This is a genomic window from Pseudomonas sp. 05N432, assembly GCF_056396945.1.
The window spans coordinates 187467-213433 of sequence record NZ_JBFTMM010000014.1; the positions used below are offsets into that span (position 1 = coordinate 187467).

Genomic DNA, 25967 nt, shown 5'->3' on the forward strand with positions numbered 1-25967 from the left:
TAGCTTACAGAAAAAGGCTTTTTGGGTCTACCGCCAATGAGCCTAAAAGGCCGAGGAATGCGACAGGACGTCGCTTGGCAGGATAAATCGGGCTCAAACGCTGTGTTTGAACCCGATTTCGGGGCCATCTTAACGCAGGTCGAGCACGTCTTGCATGTCGTAAAGACCCGGCTCACGACCATCCAGCCACAATGCGGCACGCACCGCACCCTTGGCGAAGGTCATGCGACTGGACGCTTTGTGGGTAATCTCCAGTCGCTCGCCCTCACAGGCGAACAGCACCGTATGATCGCCGACCACATCACCACCGCGAACCGTGGCGAAGCCAATGGTTTCACGCTCGCGCACACCGGTGTGGCCTTCACGCCCATAGACCGCAACTTTCTGCAGATCACGATCCAGTGCACTGGCGATCACTTCGCCCATGCGCAAAGCCGTACCTGAAGGCGCATCGATCTTGTGCCGATGATGGGCTTCGATGATTTCGATATCAGCATCATCGCCCAGCACGCGAGCCGCCATATCGAGCAACTTCAACGACAGGTTCACGCCAACACTGAAATTGGCTGCGAAGACAATTGGAATGTCCTTGCCCGCCTCGGCCAGCAACTGCTTTTGCGCGGCGTCCAGCCCCGTAGTGCCGATGACCATGGCCCTGCCCACCTTGCGGCAGAACGCCAGGTTTTTCAGCATGACCTCCGGGAGCGTGAAGTCGATCAATACGTCGAACTCAGCCACCACCGCTTCCAGGTTACCGGACAACGGCACACCGATACGCCCCAGCGCGGCCAGCTCACCGGCATCCACCCCTATCAGTGTGCTGCCGGGGCGTACGATTGCCGCCGTCAGCCCCGCGAGCGGTGCACGTTGCTGCACCGCTTCGATAAGGTTCTTGCCCATGCGCCCGGCAGCGCCCATCACAGCTATACGTCGCATGCCCGACTCCTTACAGATCGCCGAAGAAGCGCTTCACGCCTTCGAACCAACCGGTAGTTTTCGGCGAGTGGCTGTTGTCGTCCGCCAGGGAACTGCGGAACTCTTCCAGCAACTCACGCTGACGACGCCCCAGATTGACCGGAGTCTCGACCACCACGCTGCACATCAGGTCGCCCGCGCCACCGCCACGAACCGGTGCAACGCCCTTGCCACGCACCCGGAACTGCTTGCCGGTTTGTGTGCCCTCGGGAATTTTCAGCTTGACCCGACCATCAAGGGTCGGAATCTCCAGCTCACCGCCCAACGCCGCATCAACGAAGCTGATAGGTACTTCGCAAAACAGATGCTTGCCGTCACGCTGGAAGATCGCGTGCTCGCGCACGTTGATCACCACGTACAGGTCGCCAGTCGGCCCGCCCTGAGTACCCGCCTCGCCCTCGCCAGACAGACGAATACGGTCGCCGGTATCGACGCCAGCCGGTACTTTCACCGACAGGGTCTTGTACTCTTCGACGCGACCTTCGCCATTGCAGGAGTTGCACGGATCGGAAATGATCTTGCCCTGACCATGGCAACGCGGGCAGGTTTGCTGCACCGAGAAGAAGCCTTGCTGCATGCGCACCTGACCGATACCACCGCAGGTCGGGCACGTGACCGGCGCAGAACCTTTCTTGGCGCCCGAACCGTCGCATGGCTTGCAGTTGACCAGTGTCGGAACACGGATATTCACGGTCGTGCCGCGCACCGCCTCTTCCAGGCTCAGCTCCAGGGTGTAACGCAGATCGCTGCCGCGCTGAGCGCCGCCACGGGAGCCGCCGCGACCACCACCGAAGAAGTCACTGAACACATCGCCGAAGATATCGGAGAAGTTCTGACCACCAAAACCAGCACCGCCACCGCCCATGCTTGAGTCGACACCCGCATGACCATACTGGTCATACGCTGCGCGCTTGCTGGAATCGGACAGCACTTCGTAGGCCTCGTTGGCCTCCTTGAATTTCTCTTCCGACGCCTTGTCGTCAGGATTACGGTCCGGGTGATGCTTCATCGCCAAGCGACGGTAGGCCTTTTTCAGGTCCGTTTCGCTCGTGCCACGCTCAACACCCAATACTTCGTAATAGTCACGCTTTGCCATAAGTCTTTGCACTCTTAAGGACGTTCGGCAAACCCCTCCTGAGCTTCGCCAAACTCGTTGAGCCCCAATACAGGCCCGGACCCAACTCACGTCAATTCAACGATCCTGGTCTTTGATTCGATGCGGTACCTGTGGATCGGAAAGCAGGAGCATCCCCGTCCGCACCGCCAGCATTCGAACGCTGTCGCATGCTGTAAAAATTCGTCTACTCCAGACACGCCAACGCGGGAGCAAGCTCCCGCGCGGCGACATCCTACCAGTCACCGCACAAAGGCAGTCAACCGGCCGACCAACAACTTACTTGTGTTCTTTGACTTCTTCGAACTCAGCGTCGACAACGTCGTCAGCCTTTTCAGCTTTTTCAGCGTGCGGTGCCGCACCTTCAGCTGGCTGGGCCTGTTCGGCGTACATCTTCTGCGCCACTGGAGCGGAGACTTTCGACAGCTCTTCAACCTTGGCTTCAATGGCAGCCTTGTCGTCGCCCTTGATAGCGGCTTCCAGGGCAACCACAGCAGCTTCGATTGCAGTCTTCTCTTCAGCAGTCACTTTTTCACCAGCGTCCGTGACCATTTTGCGCGTCGAGTGAACCAGCGCGTCGCCCTGGTTGCGGGCAGTAGCCAGCTCTTCGAACTTGCGATCTTCGTCGGCGTTGGTTTCAGCATCACGAATCATCTGCTGAATTTCTTCCTCGGACAGACCGGAGTTGGCCTTGATCACGATCGACTGAGTCTTGCCGGTGGCCTTGTCTTTGGCGCCTACGTGCAGGATGCCGTTGGCATCGATGTCGAAGGTCACTTCAATTTGTGGCACGCCACGCGGTGCTGGCGGGATATCGGCCAGGTCGAACTTGCCCAGGGACTTGTTCTGTGCAGCTTGCTTACGCTCGCCTTGCAGCACGTGAATAGTCACTGCGCCCTGGTTGTCATCGGCAGTCGAGAACACTTGCGATTTCTTGGTAGGAATCGTGGTGTTTTTCTCGATCAGCGCAGTCATCACGCCACCCATGGTTTCGATACCCAGAGTCAGCGGGCTGACGTCGAGCAGCAGAACGTCTTTCACGTCACCGGCCAATACCGCGCCCTGGATAGCAGCACCCATGGCAACCGCTTCGTCCGGGTTCACGTCTTTACGGGCTTCTTTACCGAAGAAATCGGTAACAGCCTTCTGAACCAGAGGCATACGGGTCTGACCGCCGACCAGGATCACGTCGTTGATCGCGCCAACGTCGATACCCGAATCTTTCAGGGCAATGCGGCAAGGCTCGATGGTGCGTTGAACCAGGTCTTCAACCAGCGCTTCCAGCTTGGCGCGGGAGATTTTCACGTTCAAGTGCTTAGGACCGGTCGCATCTGCAGTGATGTACGGCAGGTTAACGTCGGTCTGCAGGCTCGAAGACAACTCGATCTTGGCTTTCTCAGCGGCTTCTTTCAGACGCTGCATGGCCAGCGGGTCACCCTTGAGGTTCATGCCGCTTTCTTTCTTGAATTCGTCAACGAGGTAGTCGATCAGACGAATGTCGAAGTCTTCACCGCCGAGGAAGGTGTCACCGTTGGTGGCCAACACTTCGAACTGGTGCTCACCATCGACTTCGGCGATTTCGATCACAGACACGTCGAAAGTACCGCCACCCAGGTCATAAACGATCACGGTGTGATCGCCCTTGGCCTTGTCCATACCGTAGGCCAGAGCGGCTGCGGTTGGTTCGTTGATGATGCGTTTTACGTCCAGGCCAGCAATACGGCCGGCGTCTTTGGTCGCCTGACGCTGGCTGTCGTTGAAGTAGGCCGGAACAGTGATGACCGCTTCAGTCACTGCCTCGCCGAGGTAGTCTTCGGCGGTTTTCTTCATTTTTTTCAGAATTTCAGCCGAGATCTGTGGCGGCGACATTTTCTGGCCGTTCACTTCAACCCAAGCGTCGCCATTGTCAGCCTTGGCGATTTTGTAAGGGACCATCTTGATGTCTTTCTGTACGACTTCTTCGTCGAACTTACGACCGATCAGACGCTTCACCGCATACAGGGTGTTATGCGGATTGGTCACAGCCTGACGCTTGGCCGACTGCCCCACCAGGATCTCGCCATCGTTGGCATAAGCGATGATCGACGGCGTAGTACGCGCGCCTTCAGCGTTTTCGATAACTTTGGCTACGCCGTTTTCCAGCACGGAGACGCAGGAGTTGGTAGTCCCCAGGTCGATACCGATAATTTTGCCCATGTTCACTCTCCCGAAACTTTGGATTTGGTTGCCGCAGCAGTGGTGGCTAACCGCGGTAGCACTTAAACGCTTGACTTCTAAATGGGGGCCTTACGGCGAATTTCAAGCCTGCTCGTCAATCGAAGGCGAAACCGGCGCCGGAGCCTTGCTGACCACGACCATGGCCGGGCGCAGCAGGCGACCGTTGAGCATGTAACCCTTCTGGAACACCTTGAGCACGCTGTTAGGCTCGACGTCGGCACTTTCCTGCATGGCCATCGCCTGATGGTGCGCAGCGTTGAACGGCTCACCCTCAGGGTCGATCGCTTCCAGCTGATAACGCTTCAGGGTGTCCTGGAACATTTTCAGGGTCAGCTGGATGCCTTCACGCATAGGACGAATGCTTTCGTCGTCCGGGTTGGACAGCTCAAGACCACGCTCCAGGCTGTCGACGATCGGCAGCAGGTCGTTGGCGAACTTCTCCAACGCGAATTTGTGAGCTTTTTCTACATCCTGCTCGGCGCGACGGCGGACGTTCTGCAGATCGGCAGCAACACGCAAAGACTGATCCTGCGCGCCAGCCAGTTGCTCTTCGAGCACTTGTACACGAGCCACCAGGTCTTCACCCGATGCTTCGGGAGCCTGATTGGCGCCTGGATTTTGCGTATCCAGCGTCTGTTCGTCAGCCATAGATTTCTCCTTTCAAAATCGTGCGCGAACTCGACTCGCGCTTCTGCCCCGGTATATGGGGTCGCAAATTCCAGGTTCAAGGGCTGTCGGAGCGCTGAACGTCATTACCCTTACAAAACGACCGATTTAATATTCCAGCGGTTTTAAAAAAATCCATTTGCCAAGCAAATCGAGCTAAACACGGGCATTGTCAGCCAGAAACAAAACACTGTATAAATAACCAGACCTAAAGCCTGGGAGCGGCCTCTATGCTGGTGCACCTGTCCGTACATAACTACGCCATCGTTGAACATCTCGATCTGGAACTCGATCGCGGGATGAGCGTGATCACAGGAGAAACCGGCGCCGGCAAGTCGATCATGCTCGACGCCCTGGGCCTGACCCTTGGTGATCGCGCCGACAGCGGCGTGGTTCGCCCAGGCGCCGAGAAGGCCGACATCCTGGCCACGTTCGATCTCGCTGATATCCCGGAAGCCAGTGCCTGGCTGGCCGAACGCGATCTCGATACCGACGGCCCGTGCATCCTGCGCAGGGTGATTACCGCCGAAGGCCGCTCGCGCGGCTACATCAATGGCAGCCCCTGCCCGCTTGGCGACCTTAAAGCCCTCGGCGAACTGCTGATCGATATCCACAGCCAGCATGAACACCAATCGTTACTGAAAACCGACACGCACCGCCGGCTGCTCGACGAATACGCCGGCGCCACGGATCTCGCCCGCCAGGTACAACTGGCCGCCCAGCGCTGGCGCCAGACTCGCCAGGAGCTGGAGCGCCTCTCCAACTCCGGCGACGAGCAGCGTGCTCGCCACCAATTGCTCAGCTATCAACTCGAAGAACTGGAAAACCTCGGTCTCGGCGAGAGTGAGCTGGAGCAGCTGGAGCAGGAACACAAAAACCTGACCAACGCCGAAACCCTGCTGGGGATTTGCCGACAAGTGGTTGAGCAGTGTAGCGAAAGCGATTCCGGCAATGTACTGAACGCCCTGACAGCCAGCCTCAATCGCCTGTCGAGCGTGAACAATTCGGTCGGTGCCCTGGGTGAAGCAACCAACCTGCTGACCAGCGCACAGATTCAGGTAGAAGAAGCCGTTGGCGAACTGAACCGCTTCCTCGACCATTTCGATGCCGATCCGGCACGCCTCCAGCAACTCGAAGAACGCCTGGATTCGATCTACACCCTGGCGCGCAAACACCGGATTCAGCCCACCGAAGTCGCAGAACTTCAGCAAAGGCTGCTGGACGAAATCGAAACACTGAATGCCAACGACGAATCCATCGAACGACTGAGCGAAGAGCTGGGTGCATTCGCCCGGCACTACCAGGAAAAAGCCCGGGAGCTGAGCGATCTGCGTCATCAGGCCTCGACCAGCCTGGCCAATGCCGTCGAACAGGAAATTCAACGCCTGGGCATGCCTGGCGGCCGCTTCACTATTGAACTACGCCCCAACACCAGCACCGAACTGCTGCCTAACGGCCTTGAACAGGTGGAACTACTGGTCAGCGCCAACCCGGGGCAACCGCTCAAGGCCTTGGCCAAAGTCGCATCGGGTGGTGAGCTGTCACGAATCAGCCTGGCCATCCAGGTGATCACCGCACAAACCTCGCGAGTGCCAACACTGGTGTTTGACGAAGTGGACGTCGGCATTGGCGGGCCAACGGCAGAAATTGTCGGCCAGCTCTTGCGCCGACTCGGGGAGCGCGGACAGGTGCTGACCGTCACTCACTTGCCGCAAGTAGCCTCCCAGGGCCATCAGCATTTATTTGTCCACAAGGTGCGCGGTGACGATGCCACGCACACTGCCGTGTCCAAGCTGAGCAAAAATGAACGAATTGAAGAAGTGGCGCGAATGCTGGGAGGGATCGACCTGACCAAGGAGTCCCTGGCCCATGCAAAGAAAATGGTCGTGACGGCAAAAATTTAAAGTCACCAGACAGCACGAAGGCGACCCTTGGGTCGCCTTCGCTCGTATCGCGGACCAGAAATCCGCGCGACATGCTTACTTTTTCTTGCGTACGTACAGCACCAGGTTGTGATCCACCAACTCGAAGCCGTGCTTCTCGACGATCGCCTTCTGAAGCTTTTCGATTTCTTCCTCGAAGAACTCGATCACCTCACCGTTCTCCACGTTAACCATATGGTCGTGGTGACCGCCGTCAGCCAGCTCGAAAACCGCGTGGCCGCCATCGAAATTGTGACGGACCACCAGACCAGCCGCTTCGAATTGGGTCAGTACACGGTAAACCGTGGCCAGACCGACATCCTCGCCAGCTTCCATCAGCGCCTTGTAAACATCTTCAGCACTCATGTGACGTTGCTCGGCGGAATCGAGCATTTGCAGAATTTTGACCCGTGGCAGGGTCACTTTGAGGCCGGCTTTGCGTAGTTCGCTATTTTCAACCATGGTCAGCTTTCTCGCGATGCTGCTTCGCAGCTACTCTTAATGCGGGTATGATCGGCGTTTACGTTGTCCCAGCCAAGATAGTGGAAGTCGCCCACCGATGCAAAACACCAAGCTCTTGCTAACCAGTTTCACCTTTGTGGGACTGCTCGCACTCGCCGGTTGTTCATTCCCCGGGGTTTACAAAATCGACATCCAGCAGGGCAATGTCGTCACGCAGGACATGATAGACCAGTTACGCCCGGGAATGACCCGTCGGCAAGTACGGTTTATCATGGGCAACCCTCTGCTGACCGACACGTTCCATGCCGATCGCTGGGATTACTTGTATAGCCTGCAGCCAGGCGGCGGTGAACGCCAACAGGAACGCATCAGCGTTATCTTCAACCCTAACGACCAGCTTGTCAGCCTGTCGGGCGATTTCATGCCTGGTGTGAGCCGTGACGAAGCGATTCTCGGCAAGAACAGCGGCACCACCGTCGCCGCCCCAGCTGAAAACGCCGAGAAGCCGAAACCAGAGAAACCGGTAAAACCGGGGTCGCTGCTGGACCAGATCCAGAAGGACGTCGACAACGTCGAAACCGTTCCGGTCCCGACGCCAACACCGCTGGACACTTCACCGCAATAAATTGCGACACAACAAAAAGCCCGGCACGCCGGGCTTTTTGTTGCCTGTCATTTGGGAAATCTACTGATCCCGAGCCTTGGCCTGCGCCGCAGCCTTGGCCGCACGTAACCGACGAACCTCTTTTGGATCCGCCAGCAACGCTCGATAAATCTCGATGCGGTCACCCGCCTGAACCTGACGATTCTCAGGGTCGACAATCACCTTGCCGAAAATCCCCACGGGGCACGTCGCCAGGTCCAGTTCGGGGAATTGCTCGGCGATGCCTGATTCAGCCAGTGCCGCTCGTATAGTAGTGCCCACGGGCACCACTACCTTGAGCAACACCTGGCGGTCGACGGCGGCATACACCACCTCGACGTCAATCACCGGCTTAACCATGCAACTGCTTGGCGCGCTGACAGAACGCGTCCACCAGCGTGTTCGCCGCCTGATTGAACAACGGCCCCAGGGTCGCCCGAACAATCGGCCCGGCATAATCGAACGACAGGTCCAGGCTGATCTTGCAGGCTTTCTCGCCCAATGCCTTGAACACCCAAACACCATGCAACTGATTGAACGGCCCCTCTTCGAGGTGCATCTCGATCGAAGACCCGGCTACCAGTGTATTGCGCGTCACAAAGTGCTGGCTTAACCCGCCCTTGGCCACACCTACGCTTGCACGCATGTGCACGGCAGAGCTTTCCAGCACTTGCGCCTCGGAACACCAAGGCAAAAATTCCGGATAGCGCGCCACGTCATTGACCAGGTCATAGAGCGCTTGCGCCGGATACGGCAATAGAGCCGAACGTTGAATATGTGTCGTCATGTCAGCGTCACTTCCACAGCTGGGCGGCAAACACTACAAGAATGCCGATTGGCGCCACATAGCGCATCAAGAACAATGTCAGGGCAAACAACACCGGGCTGCGCATCGACAGTTCGTCGCGCACCGCTTCACGGCCCATCACCCAACCTGCAAACACCACAAAGCACAAACCACCGAGCGGCAACATGATCCGCGAGGTGAAGAAATCGATCACGCCAAAGAAATCCAGACCATTTTGCGCTCCCCACTGGTAGAGGTGAAACGCACCGCCATCATTCACGAAAAACTTGGCCTGCTTCCATATATTGAAGGAAAACACCGTTCCCAAACCAACAAACCAGCAACTGAATGCCAGCCAGAACGTCACCCAGCCACGACGGATGTTGGTCCGCTCAACCAGGTAGGCCACCATCGGCTCCAACAAGGAAATCGCCGAACTCCAGGCCGCAATCGCCACCAGCACGAAAAACACCACACCCATCAACTGGCCGAATGCGACGTTACCAAAGGCAAATGGCAGACTGACAAACATCAATCCCGGCCCTTCGCTTGGGTTCAAACCGGCAGCAAACACAATCGGAAACAGCGCCAGGCCGGCCAGCAGCGAAACAAAGGTGTCCAGTAACGCAACGCCGACGATGGTCCCGGAAATCGACGAATGCTTAGGCATATAAGCACCGTAGATCATGATCGAACCCACACCGACGCTCAGGGAAAAAAACGCATGCCCCATGGCCGGCAGCAAGCCGTCCAGCAACTTGTCCGGGTTGAAGTCGAACATGAAATGCACGCCTTCCATGAAGTGCCCGGTGGTCAGGCTATAGCCCAACAGAATCACCAGCATCACGAACAGCAACGGCATCATGATCCGCAGGCTGCGCTCAAGCCCCGCGACGACGCCTTTGGCGATAACGAACGCCGACAGCAACATGAAGAGGGTGTGCCACAACGTCAGACGCCAAGGGTCGGCGATCACCCCACCAAAATAGGCGCCAACCTGATCGGCCGTCACGCCCTGGAAGTCACCGCGGCCCATGTCGATGATGTAATCCAGCGACCAGCCGCCCACCACACTATAGAAAGACAGGATCAACAGTGCCGTGATCATCCCGGCAAACGCCCCCCAGGACCATTTCGCCGAATGCCCGGCTTCAAGCGCCAGCACCTTCAAGGCATTTGCCGGACTTTGCCGGGCACGACGACCGATCAGGGTTTCGGCCAGCATCACCGGCACGCCGATCAGCGCAATACACGCCAGAAACACCAACACAAACGCGCCGCCGCCATAGACGCCGACCATGTAGGGGAACTTCCAGATACTACCCAACCCCACGGCTGAACCGGTCGCAGCGAGTATGAAAACCCAACGGCTAGCCCAACTACCGTGGACTGAAACCTTGTCTGACGACATCCTGAACACGCCCAACCGATCAAAAAAGAGGGCGCATTGTCCGGGATTCACTCAATGCGCTCAAGCACGCAGGTTCACCGTAGCCGACTCGCGCGCAACTCCCTATAATGCCGCCCCTATGGCTAAACAGAAGAAACACCCCGAAGGGACCATCGCGCAGAATAAAAAGGCGCGACACGATTACTTCATCGAACACCGGTTCGAGGCTGGCATGGTCCTGGCCGGCTGGGAAGTAAAGAGTCTGCGTGCAGGCAAGGCACAACTGGTCGACAGTTATGTGCTGCTCAAGGATGGCGAAGCGTGGCTGCTCGGCAGTCATATCACTCCGCTGACCACCGCCAGCACCCACGTCATCGCCGACCCGACGCGCACGCGCAAGCTGCTGCTCAACCAGCGCGAGCTGGAGAAGCTGTTTGCCGCCGTGCAACAGAAGGGTTACGCCTGCGTCTGCCTGTCGTTGTACTGGAGCAAGCACTTGATCAAGTGCGAGATCGCTCTGGGCAAGGGCAAGAAGGAATACGACAAGCGTGATACCGAGCGCGAACGCGATGCCGGTCGCGAGTTGCAACGAGCGGTGCGGAACAAGGGCAAGGAAGATTAATTTTCCCGCTGCTTGAAACCGCCTTCGCGAGCAAGCTCGCTCCCACACGATCTATAGATGCCGACATTTATGTGGCAGACCTGGAACCTGTGGGAGCGAGCTTGCTCGCGAAGACAATCGCACAAGCGATAAAGATTTAACTGACAAACCCCAACCTACATCCCCTTGCGCCGCTCCGCCCGAGCCATGCGCTGCATTTCCTGACGCACCTCTTCGAGCACTTCCTGCACATACAAAATGTGTCGACTGGAAACTTCTCGCGCCTGCTCTGCATGCCCTTCGATAATCGCCTGATACAACTCCCGGTGCTGGCTGATCAGCATGTCGCGGGTTTCGGCGCGCTGCTTGTACATGCCACCGATGTTGGTCACTACGTTGCGCTTGAGCAGATCGAACAGCCCGCGAATAGTATGCAACAGCACCGCGTTGTGACTGGCTTCGGCAATGGCCAGGTGAAAATTCGCATCCGCCGCGCCCTCTTCCGCACGACTCACCTGATCATGGCGCGCGTAGCAATCCTGCAACTCTTCGAATGCCGCAGTCAGTCGCTCACGGTCAACATCCGTCGCGCGCAATGCGGCGTAATAGGCGCATGACGCTTCCAGCGTATGGCGAAATTCCAGCAGATCACGCTGGGCTTCGGGGTTGCTTTCCAGCAAGTGCAGCAACGGATCGCTGAAGGTTGAGCCGAGCGATTCAACCACGTAGTTGCCGCCGCCCTGGCGGCTGACCAGCAGCCCCTTGGCCGCCAGTTTCTGGATCGCCTCACGCAATGAAGGACGCGACACACCGAACTGCTCCGCCAGGGCGCGCTCCGCCGGCAATCGCTCACCGGACTTCAGCGTGCCCTCAAGGATCATCCCCTCGAGCCGCTCGACAATATCGTCAGACAAACGGCGCTGACGAATCTGATCAAACCCCATAACTCATTCTCCACGATCCCGACGGCTCGCCGGGGTCTCTATTCTGGCCTATTGGCGTCGCGCCAGCACCTACCAGGCAGCGTTTGATCGAACAGATCAGATGATCTCTGCACCGCTCATTCGACGAAAGTTTCAGGGCGGCAAATTGACACACCACACCCAAGGCTTTTACCCTAGCCAACAGCGATTGTAAATTGGTATTACCAATTATCCAAGAACGCTGACCAGTGCCTGACCAACAACAATTAGGGGCCACCCCATATGCAAACCTGGCAACAGCTCTACAGCCCGCTCGGCAGCCTCGGCTTGTCCGCACTCGCGGCCGTTATCCCCATCGTATTTTTCTTCCTCGCTTTGGCCGTGTTTCGCCTCAAAGGACACGTCGCCGGGAGCATCACCCTGGCGCTGTCGATTCTGGTGGCGATCTTTGCCTTCCAGATGCCTGTCGACATGGCTTTCGCTGCTGCTGGCTATGGATTTGCCTACGGACTGTGGCCAATTGCCTGGATCATCGTGGCCGCGGTGTTCCTCTACAAACTGACGGTCAAGAGCGGCCAGTTCGAAGTGATCCGCAGCTCGGTGCTGTCGATTACCGACGACCAACGCCTGCAAGTGCTGCTGATCGGTTTCTGCTTCGGCGCATTCCTGGAAGGTGCCGCCGGATTCGGCGCACCGGTAGCGATTACCGCCGCGCTGCTGGTAGGACTGGGTTTCAACCCGCTGTACGCCGCCGGCCTGTGCCTGATTGCCAACACTGCGCCGGTAGCCTTCGGCGCACTGGGGATTCCGATCATCGTCGCCGGGCAAGTAACCGGCATCGATGCGTTCAAGATCGGCGCCATGGCGGGTCGCCAACTGCCACTGCTGTCAGTGTTCGTGCCGTTCTGGCTGGTGTTCATGATGGACGGCCTACGTGGCGTCAAGGAGACCTGGCCGGCAGCGTTGGTGGCGGGCTTGAGCTTTGCCGTGACCCAGTTCTTCACCTCGAACTTCATCGGCCCGGAGCTGCCGGACATTACCTCGGCACTGGTCAGCCTGGTTTCCCTGACCCTGTTCCTCAAGGTCTGGCAGCCCAAGCGCTCGTTCGCCGAAGCGACCGCCAGCGTCGGTGCCGCAACGGTAAGAAGCGCCGGAGGCTTCGGTCAACCGCGTACGACCCAGCCTTCGCCGTACAGCTTCGGCGAGATCTTCAAGGCCTGGTCGCCGTTCCTGATCCTCACCGCGCTGGTGACCATTTGGACCCTCAAGCCCTTCAAGGCAATGTTCGCCGCCGGCGGTTCGATGTACAGCTGGGTGTTCAACTTCGCTATCCCGCACCTGGACCAACTGGTGATCAAGACCGCCCCGATCGTAGCCGCCCCGACTGCCATTCCTGCGGTGTTCAAACTTGATCCGATTTCGGCGACCGGCACGGCGATTTTCTTCTCCGCACTGATCTCGATGCTGATCCTGAAGATCAACTTCAAAATTGGTCTGACCACATTGAAAGAGACCTTCTTTGAACTGCGCTGGCCTATTCTGTCGATCGGCATGGTGCTGGCCTTCGCCTTCGTCACCAACTATTCGGGCATGTCATCGACCATGGCGCTGGTACTGGCAGCCACCGGCGCGGCCTTCCCGTTCTTCTCGCCATTCCTCGGTTGGCTGGGCGTGTTTCTGACCGGCTCGGACACCTCGTCCAACGCGCTGTTCAGCTCGCTGCAAGCGACCACCGCACACCAGATCGGCGTCAACGACGTGCTGTTGGTGGCAGCGAACACCAGTGGTGGCGTGACCGGCAAGATGATCTCGCCACAATCGATCGCCGTGGCCTGCGCCGCGACTGGCCTGGTGGGCAAGGAATCCGACCTGTTCCGCTTCACCCTCAAGCACAGCCTATTCTTTGCCACTATCGTCGGCCTGATCACACTGGCCCAGGCCTACTGGTTTACCGGCATGCTGGTGCACTAAGACTACAAGCAACACAGAAAAAACCGACGCCGGGCTTTGCCCCTGGCGTCAGCGACTCACCACCCGGTCTGCAAGGCTGCTGAAAGCTTCCCGCTTTATAGTCAGCAGCCTCAGCGGACGGATAACCGGGCCCACCCGGAGACACGCCTGATGAGCGAGCTTTTTTACAACGCTGTGCCGAACGCGACCCGTGTCGCCCCGCCACTGCCTGAACCGCGCCAGTACCCCAGCAAGAAACCGCCGCAGGTCTACCTGTTCGGCACGTGTGTGGTCGACCTGTTTTATCCCGAAGCCGGGATGGACGCGATTCACCTGCTGGAACGCGAAGGTATTCGCGTGGAGTACCCGCAAGGGCAAAGCTGCTGCGGACAACCGGCCTACACCTCGGGTTACACCGAACAGGCCCGGACCGTAGCGCGCTCACAACTGGCGCTGTTTGCCGGGGATTATCCAGTGGTGGTGCCTTCGGGCTCCTGCGCAGGCATGCTGCGCGAACATTACGCCGACTTGTTCAAGGACGAGCCGGACACCTTGAAACAGGTTCAGGCCCTGGCGGCACGGACCTATGAGCTGGCCGAGTTTCTGCTGTTTGTCTGCAAGGTGCAGCTCAAGGACAGCGGCGAACCGGTCAAAGTGGCACTGCACACCTCGTGCTCGGCACGGCGGGAGATGAACACCCACTTGCATGGTCGCGAGTTGTTGTCGCATCTGAGCAACGTGAAGCGGGTCGACCACGATCACGAAAGTGAATGCTGTGGCTTTGGTGGGACATTCAGCGTCCGAATGCCAGACATTTCCGGAGCGATGGTCGCTGACAAGACCAAAGCCCTGAAGGAGTCCGGCGCACACACGGTGCTGAGTGCCGACTGCGGCTGCTTGATGAACATCAACGGCTCGCTGGAAAAGCAGAACGAAGCGTTACGCGGCCAGCATCTGGCGAGCTTCCTCTGGCAGCGTACCGGAGGTGCAAAATGAGCACTTCCACGCTGATTCCAACGGTGGCGGTTGAGGAAGATTTTCGCACCCGGGCTCACGAGGCGTTGGGTGACAAGCAACTGCGAAACAACTTTCGCAGTGCAATGGATTCACTGATGGCAAAACGGGCAGCGTCCTTCAGCGATGCCTTCGAGCGAGAACACTTACGCGCCCTGGGCAATGCTATTCGTGCCCGCGCGTTATCCAAGTTGCCCGACCTGCTCGAGCAACTGGAACAGAACCTGACCCGCAACGGTGTGACAGTGCACTGGGCGGAAACGGTGGACGAGGCCAATGGCATCGTCTTGTCGATCATCCGTGCTCACGAGGCGCGGCAAGTGATCAAGGGCAAATCGATGGTCAGCGAAGAGATGGAGATGAACCATGTCCTCGCTGAACAAGGCGTTGAATGCCTTGAGTCGGACATGGGCGAGTTCATCGTCCAGCTCGACCACGAGAAGCCTTCACACATTATTATGCCGGCGATCCACAAGAATGCCGGTCAGGTCGCGTCCTTGTTCCACGACAAACTTGGCGTGGAATACACCAAGGACGTTGACCAACTTATTCAGATCGGTCGCAAGGTCTTGCGGCAGAAATTCTTCGAAGCGGACATCGGCGTCTCCGGTGTCAACTTCGCCGTGGCCGAAACCGGCACCCTGCTGCTGGTGGAAAACGAAGGCAACGGCCGCATGTCGACTACCGTGCCGCCGGTACACATCGCGGTCACCGGAATCGAGAAAGTCGTCGAAAACCTGCGCGACGTTGTGCCGCTACTCTCATTGCTGACTCGCTCGGCCCTCGGTCAGCCAATCACCACTTACGTCAACATGATCTCCGGCCCGCGCAAGGAGCATGAACTCGACGGCCCGCAAGAAGTGCACCTGGTTTTGCTCGACAACGGGCGCAGCCAGGCCTTTGCCGACAGCGAACTACGCCAGACCCTGAACTGCATCCGCTGCGGCGCCTGCATGAACCATTGCCCGGTCTACACGCGCATCGGTGGCCATGCCTATGGCGAGGTTTACCCAGGCCCGATCGGCAAGATCATCACGCCGCACATGGTTGGCCTGGCGAAAGTCCCGGACCACCCGAGCGCCTCGTCGCTGTGCGGTGCCTGCGGTGAAGTCTGCCCGGTAAAAATTCCGATCCCGGCATTGCTGCGCCGCCTACGCGAAGAAAACGTCAAAGCTCCAGACAGCCCTCATCAAGTGATGCGCGGCCAAGGCAGCAAGTACTCGCGCAAAGAACGCTTCATCTGGAACGCCTGGGCCAAGCTCAATAGCTCACCGACGCTGTATCGGCTGTTTGGTTTCTTCGCCACTCGCCTGCGCGCCCTCACGCCAAACAACATTGGCCCGTGGACACAAAACCACAGCGCACCGAAACCCGCCGCTCGCTCACTGCATGACATGGCCCGCGAGCATCTGGCCAAACAGGGAGACCGTTGATGAGCGCCAAGCAAAATATCCTCGCCAAACTGCGCAATAGTCTGACCGGCACCACGCCTGTGCCTGACAACTTCGACGAAGCACTGGTGACCGAGCCTTACACTTACACGCCAGAGCAACGCATCCCACAACTGCGCAAACTGATGGAAGCGGTGCACACCGAAATCCATCTGACCAGCGAGCAAGGCTGGCCGGAGTTGCTCGCGCAATTGCTGCGCGATCGTCAATTGCCGAGCCTGCTGATCGCGCCAACTACGCCGCACGGTCAACGTGTCACGCAGCATTGGGCGAATACCCCTGACCTGCCCACACTGAAAGCCTACGACCGTCCGGTAGAAGAATGGAAAGCCGAGCTGTTCAACGACACCCCGGCCAGCCTGACCACCACCCTCGGCGCGATCGCCGCCACCGGCAGCCTGATCATCTGGCCGACCCGCGAAGAACCACGGCTGATGAGCCTGGTACCGCCAGTGCATTTCGCCCTGCTCAAGGCCAGTGAAATTCGCGACAACTTCTATCAGGTCCAGCAAGAGTTCAAGTGGGCCCAAGGCATGCCGACCAACGCCTTGCTGGTCTCCGGCCCGTCGAAAACCGCCGACATCGAGCAAGTCCTGGCTTACGGCGCCCACGGCCCGAAAGACCTGGTGGTGCTGATCCTGGAGGACCAATGAGTCTACCGGCGGCTTTCCTGCGTGATGCGCAGCAACTGATTCCACAGGACCGGCGTTTCGACGATCCGCTGTCGACCCTGGCCTTCGGCACCGACGCGAGCTTCTATCGGCTGATCCCGAAACTGGTGATCCGCGTCGAGTCTGAAGACGAAGTGGTTGCCCTGCTGAAACTGGCCCAGCGTGACCGGGTCCCGGTGACCTTCCGCGCCGCTGGTACCAGTCTCTCCGGTCAGGCTATCAGCGACTCGGTGCTGATCGTCCTTGGCGACAACTGGAACGGTCGCGAGATCCGCCGTCAGGGCACACAGATCCGCCTGCAACCGGGTGTGATCGGCGCACAGGCGAACGCCTGGCTGGCACCGTTTGGCCGCAAGATCGGCCCCGATCCGGCGTCAATCAATGCCTGCAAAATCGGCGGCATCGTCGCCAACAACGCCAGCGGCATGTGCTGCGGCACTGCGCAAAATACCTACCACACACTGGCCGGCATTCGCCTGGTACTGGCCGATGGCAGCCGCCTCGACACCGAGGACGCCGCCAGTGTCGCGGCTTTTCGCAACAGTCATGCTGAGTTGCTGGAACGTCTGGCGACACTCGGCCGCGAGACCCGCGCCAATAGCGAATTGGCCACAAGGATTCGCCACAAATACCGTCTGAAAAATACCACCGGCCTGTCGCTCAATGCCCTGGTGGATTTCGACGAGCCTGTGGATATCTTGAGCCACTTGCTGGTGGGCTCCGAAGGCACGCTGGGGTTTATCAGCGCGGTGACCTACGACACGGTGATCGACCATCCGAACAAAGCCTCGGCGCTGATCGTCTTCCCGGATGTCGAAACCTGCTGCAATGCCGTGACCGTGCTGAAAAGCCAACCGGTGTCGGCCGTGGAACTGCTCGACCGCCGCAGCCTGCGCTCGGTGCAGGACAAACCCGGAATGCCGGCCTTCGTCCAACAACTATCGGCCAACGCCTGCGCCTTGCTGATTGAATCACGCGCTGCATCAACTGCGTTGTTGCACGAACAACTGGCGCAGATCATGAATTCACTGGTCGCGTTCCCGGTGGAGAAACAGGTCGACTTCACGCAAGACCCGGCAGAAAACGCCAAGCTGTGGGCGATCCGCAAAGACACCTTCCCTGCCGTCGGTGCGGTGCGCAAAACCGGCACCACGGTGATCATCGAAGACGTGACCTTCCCGGTGGAGCAACTGGCGGCAGGTGTGAACCGTTTGATCGAGCTGTTCGACAAACATCACTACGACGAAGCGATCCTTTTCGGTCATGCATTGGAAGGCAATCTGCACTTCGTCTTCACCCAAGGCTTCAACAGCGCGGAAGAAGTCGCACGCTATCAGGCGTTCATGGACGACGTGGCGCAACTGGTCGCCGTCGAGTTTGGCGGCTCGCTGAAAGCTGAACATGGCACCGGGCGCAACATGGCGCCCTTCGTCGAACTGGAATGGGGCAGCGATGCCTATCAGTTGATGTGGCAGCTCAAGCGCCTGCTCGACCCGAACGGCATTCTTAACCCGGACGTGGTGCTCAGCGAAGATCCGCAGATCCACCTCAAGCACCTGAAACCGCTGCCGGCCGCTGACGAGATTGTGGATAAGTRCATCGAGTGCGGTTTCTGCGAACCGGTCTGCCCGTCAAAAGGCCTGACCTTGAGTCCGCGCCAGCGCATCGTGATCTGGCGCGACATTCAGGCAAAAAAACGCGCAGGCATCGACACCTCGGAACTGGAAGAGGCTTATCAATATCAAGGCCTCGACACCTGCGCCGCCACCGGACTGTGCGCGCAACGCTGCCCGGTCGGAATCAACACCGGCGAACTGGTGAAAAAACTCCGTAGCCGCACGGCAACCCGGACCAAAACCGCCAACTGGCTGGAAGGAAATTTCGCCACTGCGCTGCAAGGTGCACGCTTCACGCTGCACGTGGCCAACGGTGCGCGGATGCTGCTGGGCGCGCCACGATTGACGAAGATTTCTACCGCGCTGACCAAGCTGTCCAAAGGGCAAATCCCGCAGTGGACCAACGCCATGCCGCAACCGGAACGAGCGATTCGCTTCAGCCCGACGGTGACCGACGAGCGCCCGCGCGTGGTCTATCTGGCGGCGTGCGTGTCGAGGGTCATGGGCCCGGCGGCGGGAGACAAGGAGCAAATGTCGCTCTACGACAAAACCCGTGGCCTGCTGGAAAAAGCCGGCTACCAGGTAGTTTTGCCGGACAATCAAGACAACCTCTGCTGCGGTCAACCGTTCGCCTCCAAAGGCTATGCCGAACAAGCCGAGCACAAACGCCAGGAGCTGATCGGTGCGCTGCTGCACGCCAGCCGCGGCGGGCTCGACCCGATCTATTGCGACACCAGCCCCTGCACCTTGCGCCTGGTGCAAGACCTTGGCGATGTGCGCCTGGACCTGTACGACCCGGTGCGCTTCATTCGCACGCATTTGATCGACCGACTGGACTTCACGCCCCAAGAAGCACCGATTGCAGTGCACGTGACCTGCAGCACTCAGCACCTCGGCGAGAGCCAGGCGTTGATCGATCTGGCGCGACGTTGCAGCAAAAACGTGGTGATTCCGGAAGGCATTCACTGCTGCGGGTTTGCCGGCGACAAGGGGTTTACCACGCCTGAACTGAACGCTCACTCACTGCGCACATTGAAAGACGCCGTGCAGCATTGCAGCGAAGGCATCTCCACCAGTCGCACCTGTGAAATCGGCCTGAGCCAGCATGGCGGGATCGACTACCACGGGCTGGTTTACCTGGTGGACCGGGTGACCCAAGCCAAAACGGCTTGAAATCGACGCTATCCAGCAAGGGGCGCTCCGCCCCTTTGCTGTACTCTCCTGCCGACGAGATACAACGCTATTTTTCTCGCATCACAAGAACCCTTGTGCGCCGCCACAGTCTATCTGTTAAGCCCAAACCCCTTGCTTCCCGACGCTGTTCAAGGAGAAACCCCATGAAGCGATCCGCTCTGGCCGGACTGCTTATCTGCGCGACACTGACAACCGCCCACGCCTTTGCCTCAAACGAGAGCGATATGTGCGCAAGGAATCTTCAAACACTCACCAGCGAACTGGCCAATGCGACCAAGCTGGATGCCGCCACACAAAGCGACGCCACGAGCAAACTCCAGCAAGCCAAATCCGCCTATGACGCGAAAAACGACCGGGAATGCGTAGCCCTGACGCAGCAGGCGCTGCAATCCGTTCAAAGCCACAAGAACAGCCAGTAATCCGCCTCTGATGCGCAAGCGTGGACAGAAAGTCGACTCGCACCACGCATTGGCGTACACTGTGCTCACCTGCTGGTTACACACAGCAGGTTCGGGGCCGTTTAGGATTCGACGCCGGTTGCGAAACTTTAGGTGCATGCCGAGTTGGTAACAGAACTCGTAAATCCACTGTTGCAACTTCCTATAGTTGCCAATGACGAAACCTACGGGGAATACGCTCTCGCTGCGTAAGCAGCCTTAGCCCTTCCCTCCTGGTACCTTCGGGTCCAGCAATCATCAGGGGATGTCTGTAAACCCAAAGTGATTGTCATATAGAACAGAATCGCCGTGCAGTACGTTGTGGACGAAGCGGCTAAAACTTACACAACTCGCCCAAAGCACCCTGCCCGTCGGGTCGCTGAGGGTTAACTTAATAGACACGGCTACGCATGTAGTACCGACAGCGGAGTACTGGCGGACGGGGGTTCAAATCCCCCCGGCTCCACCACTTCATCATCTAAAGACGTCCATGGACGTCTTTTTTTGTGCCTGAAATCCAGTTAAATCAAGGGTTTAAGGGCTACTGGGGGCCAACGAGGTTTTTGGAGTTCCAGACAGTTTGGTATCCCAGGTGGTATCCCGGGCTACCCGGTGCTATTTTTAGGATACCAAAACGGTGCCCGAGGTAGCTCCCATGCCTACTCAAGCAACCCGTCTCTCCGATCGCCAGCTCAAGGCGGTCAAGGCAACTGGTAAAGACTTCGTCCTTAGCGACGGCGACGGCCTACAGCTTCGAGTACGCGCCAGCGGCTCGATGATGTGGAATTTCAATTACCGCGAACCGTTGACCAGAAGCCGTATCAATATGGCACTCGGTCCATACCCCGACCTCTCGTTAGCCAACGCCCGGAAGAAAGCCGCAGAAGCGCGTGAGTTGCTCGCTCTGGGCATTGATCCCAAAGCTCAACGCGATGAGGTAAGGCAAGCCAAACTCGCTGAGACCGAGCACACCTTCGAGAAGGTGGCCACCGCCTGGTTCGAGCTAAAGAAGGACTCCGTGACGCCAGCATATGCCGAAGACATTTGGCGCTCGCTCACGCTGCATGTTTTTCCAGACATGAAAACAACGCCTCTCTCGCAGATCAGCGCCCCGATGGTCATCAAGCTCCTTCGTCCCATCGAAGCCAAAGGCAGTCTCGAGACAGTGAAGCGACTGAGCCAACGGCTCAACGAGATCATGACCTACGGGGTAAACTCCGGGCTGATTTTCGCTAACCCCCTCAGTGGTATTCGAGCGGTATTCAAGAAGCCCAAGAAAGAGAACATGGCCGCGCTACGACCCGATGAGCTTTCCGAGCTCATGATCGAAATCGCGAACGCCAGCATCAAGCGGATCACTCGCTGTCTGATCGAATGGCAACTGCACACGATGACCCGTCCTGCCGAGGCGGCTACCACCCGATGGGTAGACATCGACTTTGACAAACGTATCTGGACCATCCCGCCGGAGCGTATGAAAAAGCGTCGTCCCCACCCCATCCCGCTGACCGAACAGGCACTCGCGTTACTGGAGGCGCTCAAGCCCCTCAGCGGCCACAGGGAATACGTGTTCCCGGCAGATAGAAATCCGCGCACCCACGCCAACAGCCAGACCGCCAACATGGCATTGAAACGCATGGGCTTCCAGGACCGCTTGGTCAGCCACGGCATGCGCTCCATGGCCAGCACCATCCTGAACGAGCATGGCTGGGATCCGGAGCTGATCGAAGTCGCGCTGGCGCATGTCGACAAAGACGAAGTCCGAAGTGCCTACAACCGAGCGGACTACATCGAACGCCGGCGTCCGATGATGGCTTGGTGGAGTGAGCACATCCAAAAAGCGGCCACTGGCAACCTGTCGGCATCTGCGATCAATCAAACCAGAGACCACAACGTCGTGCCTATACGGTGAGCGCTCACCGGACGCCGCAGGTAACCGAGGATGACTCCCCAGATGGAGTGATGGTTGATTTGGCGACAGCGGCGACACCGGCGACAACCCGTGTAATACCTGGCCTGCAGCATGGCGACAGAAGTGGCGACTGTCGCCATGCTGCAGGCCTCGCTCTTGGGGCTTTCTCGGCCAAGCCCACGCGAGCGGGAAGGCTCCGCATTCCCACTCGCATGGGCTCTGCGTAATTGCATCTCACTTGACCACCTAATTGTATTGCCACTGACCAGTCATTTGCATTCGCGCTGACCAGCCGTTTGCAGTTGATGGGTGTCAGCGGGTGCCACTCAGCGCGAGTGCGTCAGCCAAGCACTGAAGGACTGCAACCGGCCGATTCTGTTGAAAAAGTCGGTATTCTCAAACTACCAGAAGACTGATTGGTGAAAGCGCCTTTTCAGCACGCTGATACGTAAAATCTGAGTCCGAATGCCTCTGCGACGATTCAAGATTTCAATCTCAGACGCGTACTTTTCGGCCATGGAAACTAAGGCCGACTTTTTCAACAGAATCGGTCGACAGCCACCATTCATGACAGACAGCAATCCGGTCATAAGCCGTCGTTCGAAAGACTCACTCCGACTCCCGCTTGGCAGTGGCTTCCTCGGGGGTGCAGGCCCAGGCGGGCAGGGCGCAAGTGAGGGCGGCGGCGAGGGTGAGTTTCAGCAGGGTTTTCATGGCAAAGCCTCATATTCCTTGTTGGGCTGGTAATGGGTTGAGGCGAGTGCTGGGTGGAAAGTTCATTGGCCGTCCTCCTGCCTGCCGCTTGGCAGGCATTCCCTCGCTGTGCAGGCCCAACCATGGGTTGATATCTTTTTCAGAATTTTCCTAGCTGATATTAAACCGTCGTCTACCATGGAAAATGCGACTGGTAGCCCTGTGCCTGCAACACTGGGTCGCTCTTCACACAGGATGTAAGTGCTTCATTAGCTGGGAGGCTAACAATATGTCTATCGCAATGCAGTCAATGACTTCCACATCATCCAGTGCGGCTCGCACTTGAGCAATAAAACAACTATGCCTGTCAGGACGTATCCACGGCCTGTGGTAACTATTAATTCAAAGGAGTGAAACCTATGAGCCTTAGAACGGTACTCAGTCGACTGATGTTGTGTCTGTGTGGTTTATTCGCGGTCTCATCGGCTTATGCGGAAAATGTGATCATTGCCACTCCCCAAAGAGGTATGGGGATCGAAGTGGACGTATTCGACAGTCCTGATGCCATCAATGGAAAACCGTCTGCAACCAGCAGTGTGCCATCCACTTCGGTTGGGTTGTTTACACCCGCAGTGCAATCGTTCAAAGGCAAGATGTATATGTTCTGGGTCAGCGATAGTGATACCGCTCATATCTATTTTTCCACTTCGGCGGAGGGAAATAATTGGTCTCCTCCACAGTCCATCCCCGTCGCCAATATCTTGGGTAATGTTTCAGTAACGGTGTTCAAGCAAAAGCTGATACTGACCTTTACCGACCAGGCTCAAATAAATAGCATCAGTTCCGAAGATGGCATTACTTGGTCCAACGCTAGCCCTGTCACGGCCTCCAGTGATGCCGCCTATAACAGTCCTGTGGTGTACAACGGACAATTGTTTGTCTTCTACTGCGAGGAGGACGACGACACTGTTTACTACGTGACCTCGGACGATGGTCTTCAGTGGAGCCAGCCAAATCTCGGGTTCAAGGCAAACGCTTACAGGGTCCTGAGCATAGTGCCGGTGGTTTATAACGGTGAGCTGTTGCTTTACTACTCTTATGATGTTGGCCATTTGGCCGTGCGTGCTTACGACCGCAGTGCTCAATGGGGCGATGAGCAAACGCTGTCGGGAATCGCCAATGAGCTTCTCCTGAGCCGTGCAACAATGATCGGCAACCGCATTTTTATCAGCAGTGGCACTAATACGTTTGCTTCAACCGACGGAGTCAACTGGAGCCCCTATTTTTCCAAGACGTTCCCCGGGGATTTGACGGGCGCGCCGGGACTGGGCGTTTCCTATGCCATTACCACGAGCGATCTGACAGCAAACAACCCACAACTGCCTGCGGACCTGGCAACGGGTCTTAGCCATACCGACTATGCAACGTTCGCCTGGCGAAGTTTTTTCGCACTGAACAATACGGCCAAGACCCCGTTGCCGGCTAACCGTGGCGTCGGCAATCCCGGCAGCAGCTTTGCCGATTCGGGCAAGGTGCCGCAATCGCCCAATCCCTTGTTGTGGCAAACCTTCGCCCATCGCAGCGAGTTGTTTCCGGCGGTAGCGCCAAACCCCGCTGGCGGTCCTACGCGTCCATTCACTTCTGAACCGCAATACACCTATTTCAAGTTTCTCAGCGGTGTGCCTTTGGCGCCAGGGGCCAGTTATGCCTATTACAACAATCTGGACGAGGCGACCCAGATAGGCCAGAACGCGATATTTTTTCCGGTCAACCCTCCGCAAGCGGCAAAAGCAGGGAGTAACTATGCGCCTTCTAACGACAGTCAGATCCTGTTCGAAGCCAAGGCGAACCCCGTCGTCTACGAGTATGCGAAAGGCTTGAGCAGCTTCCCAGATCATATAGTGCTGCCCGACGGCGCAGTGGAGGTCAAGGCTGCGTGGCGCAAGCTGGCAGACATTCCGGTTCAGAATCGCGGGCGCTACCATACGGCGACGGTGGTGACCTATCAGGGCAAAGACAATGCGCCGGTGGCGCACAATGAAGACTACGCGTTGGTAGCCCTGCATATCATCCATAAGACGCCCAATTACCCGACCTTCATATTCGCCACGTTCGAGCAAGAGGATGCCCTGATGCTGCCCGATGGCAAGTCGCCGACGGGTCTTTACTACGTTGCCAACTACGACACGATTGACTATCCCGGTTTCGATAAAAACAATCCCCCAACGGCCACCTTCTCTGACGGCAACAAAACCTATGTGGCTTCCTTGCCAAAGGCGGGTCCAGTCGCCAATTCGAACCTTAGTCCGCCCGTCTACTCCGGCAGTAACGGGATTCCTGAGGGGCAGGCCGGCCCGATCCGTGTGGTGCAACCGCTGACCATTTATTCCGAAGTCGCAGCGGTGAACAATCAGGTCAAGCAGCTGATGGACGGCAGTAGCGAATTCAACAATTCGGTCTGGAAGCACTATCGGCTTAAAGGGGTGCAGGCTATCCCGTCGAGTACTCAAACCGACCCGGATTATTACCTGGCCAATATCGTGGTCGAAAGCAGCCAGCCGGGGATTCAGCTGTTTCGCGGGAGCAACGTATTCCCCATTCCGAATAACAACACCCTGACCAATGCGCGCAACCAAACCAACATCATGGTGCCGGATTATGACCACAGCAGCCTGACCATGGGCGGCTGTATGGGATGTCACGGCATCGCCCAGAGCTCGCTCAAACAAGGTTTCAGTTTCCTGTTTGATGCGATCAATCCCATGCTCGGGCAGAGCAGCACCGGCTTCGCGAACCCGGAGACTGTAGGTTTGCCGGACCCTCGCACCATGAAAGAACGGGCCCTGAAATATTCTTTCGGTCCTCAAAATAAGATTGCAATCGAGAAGGCGAAATAGTAGCCAAATTACCTCGAAGGCTAAAGGTCGCCAGTGGGGACAACCCTACTTCCTGAGGCAGAAGCAAAGCTTTTTCGATAAAAAACCGGACCTTGGGTTTTTTCGTTTCTGTCGCCGAATTTACAGCAATCCTTCAAAGCCTCCATTCCCCGTGACAATGTTCGCTGGTGTGCAGGGACATGTCCCGCCCCGGCGCCCACCGTTTTCCCTTCTGGGCTCGGCCCGCGCAGCGGGCACAAAGAACCCGGCCGACGCCGGGATCCTTTAGGCGCGAGCCGGCCAGACTACCAGTCCATGCCCTGGATCTTGCCAGGCACGCCAGTCGGCGCCGTGCGCGGTTTCGTCGCCGGCGAAGGCGCTGGCGCTGGCGTTTCCAGCCGAATGACCGGATCCGGCGCCACAGGCACAGCCGGCACAGAGCGAGAAGCAGCC

Annotated in this window: 20 protein-coding genes and 1 other RNA gene; 12 read left to right on the forward strand and 9 right to left on the reverse strand. The window is 57.9% G+C overall.

Annotated elements, in window-relative coordinates; all coding sequences use genetic code 11:
• Nucleotides 1–129 precede the first annotated feature (129 nt).
• The 4 genes from dapB to grpE form a co-directional block, all read right to left on the reverse strand.
• Entirely contained in the window at nt 130–936 is an 807-nt protein-coding gene (gene dapB, locus AC1DHT_RS16745) for a 4-hydroxy-tetrahydrodipicolinate reductase (RefSeq protein WP_427534345.1), read from the reverse strand.
• A gap of 10 nt (nt 937–946) precedes the next feature.
• Nucleotides 947–2071 (reverse strand): molecular chaperone DnaJ, encoded by a 1125-nt coding sequence (gene dnaJ / locus AC1DHT_RS16750; RefSeq protein WP_427534344.1) that lies wholly within the window; start codon nt 2069–2071, stop codon nt 947–949.
• Between the two features lie 297 nt (nt 2072–2368).
• Nucleotides 2369–4285, reverse strand: coding sequence for a molecular chaperone DnaK (dnaK, locus tag AC1DHT_RS16755; protein ID WP_427534342.1), 1917 nt, complete (start codon nt 4283–4285; stop codon nt 2369–2371).
• Nucleotides 4286–4387: 102 nt separating this feature from the next.
• The gene (grpE, locus tag AC1DHT_RS16760; protein WP_427547235.1) at nt 4388–4954 is read right to left on the reverse strand and encodes a nucleotide exchange factor GrpE; all 567 of its coding nucleotides are present in this window, start codon (nt 4952–4954) and stop codon (nt 4388–4390) included.
• Between the two features lie 248 nt (nt 4955–5202).
• Between grpE and recN the strand changes: the two genes are divergently transcribed.
• Nucleotides 5203–6876, forward strand: coding sequence for a DNA repair protein RecN (recN, locus tag AC1DHT_RS16765; protein ID WP_401124749.1), 1674 nt, complete (start codon nt 5203–5205; stop codon nt 6874–6876).
• 75 nt (nt 6877–6951) lie between these two features.
• On the opposite strand, the gene fur is transcribed toward recN, so the two are convergent.
• Nucleotides 6952–7356 (reverse strand): ferric iron uptake transcriptional regulator, encoded by a 405-nt coding sequence (gene fur, locus AC1DHT_RS16770; RefSeq protein WP_019691775.1) that lies wholly within the window; start codon nt 7354–7356, stop codon nt 6952–6954.
• Between the two features lie 97 nt (nt 7357–7453).
• Here fur and AC1DHT_RS16775 point away from each other — a divergent pair, with 97 nt between their 5' ends.
• Complete coding sequence (locus AC1DHT_RS16775) at nt 7454–7981, forward strand: outer membrane protein assembly factor BamE (RefSeq protein ID WP_427533271.1); 528 nt, start codon at nt 7454–7456, stop codon at nt 7979–7981.
• A 60-nt stretch (nt 7982–8041) separates the two neighbouring features.
• On the opposite strand, the gene AC1DHT_RS16780 is transcribed toward AC1DHT_RS16775, so the two are convergent.
• Genes AC1DHT_RS16780 through AC1DHT_RS16790 form a run of 3 tightly spaced genes read right to left on the reverse strand, consistent with a single transcriptional unit; the run spans nt 8042 to nt 10197 of the window.
• Entirely contained in the window at nt 8042–8359 is a 318-nt protein-coding gene (locus tag AC1DHT_RS16780) for an RnfH family protein (protein WP_427547232.1), read from the reverse strand.
• Nucleotides 8352–8786: a type II toxin-antitoxin system RatA family toxin gene (locus AC1DHT_RS16785; RefSeq protein WP_103318587.1), complete on the reverse strand. Its 435-nt coding sequence runs from the start codon at nt 8784–8786 to the stop codon at nt 8352–8354. The genes AC1DHT_RS16780 and AC1DHT_RS16785 overlap by 8 nt, the downstream gene beginning before the upstream one ends.
• Before the next feature lie 7 nt (nt 8787–8793).
• The gene (locus AC1DHT_RS16790; RefSeq protein ID WP_427547229.1) at nt 8794–10197 is read right to left on the reverse strand and encodes a sodium-dependent transporter; all 1404 of its coding nucleotides are present in this window, start codon (nt 10195–10197) and stop codon (nt 8794–8796) included.
• Between the two features lie 118 nt (nt 10198–10315).
• On the opposite strand from AC1DHT_RS16790, the gene smpB reads away from it, so the two are divergent.
• The gene (smpB, locus tag AC1DHT_RS16795; RefSeq protein WP_019691770.1) at nt 10316–10798 is read left to right on the forward strand and encodes an SsrA-binding protein SmpB; all 483 of its coding nucleotides are present in this window, start codon (nt 10316–10318) and stop codon (nt 10796–10798) included.
• A 155-nt stretch (nt 10799–10953) separates the two neighbouring features.
• Here smpB and AC1DHT_RS16800 read toward each other — a convergent pair whose 3' ends face one another.
• Nucleotides 10954–11721, reverse strand: a complete 768-nt coding sequence (locus AC1DHT_RS16800; protein ID WP_427547226.1) for an FCD domain-containing protein — start codon at nt 11719–11721, stop codon at nt 10954–10956.
• A 261-nt stretch (nt 11722–11982) separates the two neighbouring features.
• On the opposite strand from AC1DHT_RS16800, the gene AC1DHT_RS16805 reads away from it, so the two are divergent.
• The 9 genes from AC1DHT_RS16805 to AC1DHT_RS16845 all read left to right on the forward strand — a co-directional run bounded on the left by AC1DHT_RS16805 (nt 11983) and on the right by AC1DHT_RS16845 (nt 25535).
• Nucleotides 11983–13671 (forward strand): lactate permease LctP family transporter, encoded by a 1689-nt coding sequence (locus tag AC1DHT_RS16805; protein ID WP_054594079.1) that lies wholly within the window; start codon nt 11983–11985, stop codon nt 13669–13671.
• A gap of 150 nt (nt 13672–13821) precedes the next feature.
• Complete coding sequence (locus AC1DHT_RS16810; protein ID WP_477761405.1) at nt 13822–14646, forward strand: (Fe-S)-binding protein; 825 nt, start codon at nt 13822–13824, stop codon at nt 14644–14646.
• Nucleotides 14643–16097 (forward strand): LutB/LldF family L-lactate oxidation iron-sulfur protein, encoded by a 1455-nt coding sequence (locus AC1DHT_RS16815; RefSeq protein WP_427533266.1) that lies wholly within the window; start codon nt 14643–14645, stop codon nt 16095–16097. The genes AC1DHT_RS16810 and AC1DHT_RS16815 overlap by 4 nt, the downstream gene beginning before the upstream one ends.
• Nucleotides 16097–16768: a LutC/YkgG family protein gene (locus AC1DHT_RS16820; RefSeq protein WP_427541841.1), complete on the forward strand. Its 672-nt coding sequence runs from the start codon at nt 16097–16099 to the stop codon at nt 16766–16768. The genes AC1DHT_RS16815 and AC1DHT_RS16820 overlap by 1 nt, the downstream gene beginning before the upstream one ends.
• Nucleotides 16765–19575, forward strand: coding sequence for an FAD-binding and (Fe-S)-binding domain-containing protein (locus AC1DHT_RS16825; RefSeq protein ID WP_477761406.1), 2811 nt, complete (start codon nt 16765–16767; stop codon nt 19573–19575). The genes AC1DHT_RS16820 and AC1DHT_RS16825 overlap by 4 nt, the downstream gene beginning before the upstream one ends.
• A gap of 164 nt (nt 19576–19739) precedes the next feature.
• Entirely contained in the window at nt 19740–20015 is a 276-nt protein-coding gene (locus AC1DHT_RS16830) for a hypothetical protein (RefSeq protein ID WP_054594084.1), read from the forward strand.
• Nucleotides 20016–20108: 93 nt separating this feature from the next.
• Nucleotides 20109–20502, forward strand: a transfer-messenger RNA (tmRNA) gene (gene ssrA / locus AC1DHT_RS16835).
• A 186-nt stretch (nt 20503–20688) separates the two neighbouring features.
• On the forward strand, nt 20689–21945 hold the full coding sequence (locus AC1DHT_RS16840; RefSeq protein WP_442114559.1) for an integrase domain-containing protein: 1257 nt from the start codon (nt 20689–20691) through the stop codon (nt 21943–21945).
• Nucleotides 21946–23057: 1112 nt separating this feature from the next.
• A complete protein-coding gene (locus tag AC1DHT_RS16845) occupies nt 23058–25535 on the forward strand; it encodes an exo-alpha-sialidase (protein WP_442114558.1) in 2478 nt (825 codons plus the stop codon).
• The last annotated feature ends 432 nt before the right edge of the window (nt 25536–25967 follow it).

What these genes read in the sequence shown, in the direction of transcription:
- AC1DHT_RS16800 (WP_427547226.1), bottom strand. Translation starts at nt 11,721, where the DNA reads ATGGGGTTTGATCAGATTCGTCAGCGCCGTTTGTCTGACGATATTGTC.
- dnaJ (WP_427534344.1), bottom strand. Translation starts at nt 2,071, where the DNA reads ATGGCAAAGCGTGACTATTACGAAGTATTGGGTGTTGAGCGTGGCACG.
- AC1DHT_RS16780 (WP_427547232.1), bottom strand. Translation starts at nt 8,359, where the DNA reads ATGGTTAAGCCGGTGATTGACGTCGAGGTGGTGTATGCCGCCGTCGAC.
- AC1DHT_RS16815 (WP_427533266.1), top strand. Translation starts at nt 14,643, where the DNA reads ATGAGCACTTCCACGCTGATTCCAACGGTGGCGGTTGAGGAAGATTTT.
- AC1DHT_RS16805 (WP_054594079.1), top strand. Translation starts at nt 11,983, where the DNA reads ATGCAAACCTGGCAACAGCTCTACAGCCCGCTCGGCAGCCTCGGCTTG.
- recN (WP_401124749.1), top strand. Translation starts at nt 5,203, where the DNA reads ATGCTGGTGCACCTGTCCGTACATAACTACGCCATCGTTGAACATCTC.
- AC1DHT_RS16810 (WP_477761405.1), top strand. Translation starts at nt 13,822, where the DNA reads ATGAGCGAGCTTTTTTACAACGCTGTGCCGAACGCGACCCGTGTCGCC.
- dapB (WP_427534345.1), bottom strand. Translation starts at nt 936, where the DNA reads ATGCGACGTATAGCTGTGATGGGCGCTGCCGGGCGCATGGGCAAGAAC.
- grpE (WP_427547235.1), bottom strand. Translation starts at nt 4,954, where the DNA reads ATGGCTGACGAACAGACGCTGGATACGCAAAATCCAGGCGCCAATCAG.
- AC1DHT_RS16820 (WP_427541841.1), top strand. Translation starts at nt 16,097, where the DNA reads ATGAGCGCCAAGCAAAATATCCTCGCCAAACTGCGCAATAGTCTGACC.
- AC1DHT_RS16845 (WP_442114558.1), top strand. Translation starts at nt 23,058, where the DNA reads ATGAGCCTTAGAACGGTACTCAGTCGACTGATGTTGTGTCTGTGTGGT.
- AC1DHT_RS16790 (WP_427547229.1), bottom strand. Translation starts at nt 10,197, where the DNA reads ATGTCGTCAGACAAGGTTTCAGTCCACGGTAGTTGGGCTAGCCGTTGG.
- AC1DHT_RS16830 (WP_054594084.1), top strand. Translation starts at nt 19,740, where the DNA reads ATGAAGCGATCCGCTCTGGCCGGACTGCTTATCTGCGCGACACTGACA.
- fur (WP_019691775.1), bottom strand. Translation starts at nt 7,356, where the DNA reads ATGGTTGAAAATAGCGAACTACGCAAAGCCGGCCTCAAAGTGACCCTG.
- AC1DHT_RS16840 (WP_442114559.1), top strand. Translation starts at nt 20,689, where the DNA reads ATGCCTACTCAAGCAACCCGTCTCTCCGATCGCCAGCTCAAGGCGGTC.
- AC1DHT_RS16785 (WP_103318587.1), bottom strand. Translation starts at nt 8,786, where the DNA reads ATGACGACACATATTCAACGTTCGGCTCTATTGCCGTATCCGGCGCAA.
- smpB (WP_019691770.1), top strand. Translation starts at nt 10,316, where the DNA reads ATGGCTAAACAGAAGAAACACCCCGAAGGGACCATCGCGCAGAATAAA.
- AC1DHT_RS16775 (WP_427533271.1), top strand. Translation starts at nt 7,454, where the DNA reads ATGCAAAACACCAAGCTCTTGCTAACCAGTTTCACCTTTGTGGGACTG.
- dnaK (WP_427534342.1), bottom strand. Translation starts at nt 4,285, where the DNA reads ATGGGCAAAATTATCGGTATCGACCTGGGGACTACCAACTCCTGCGTC.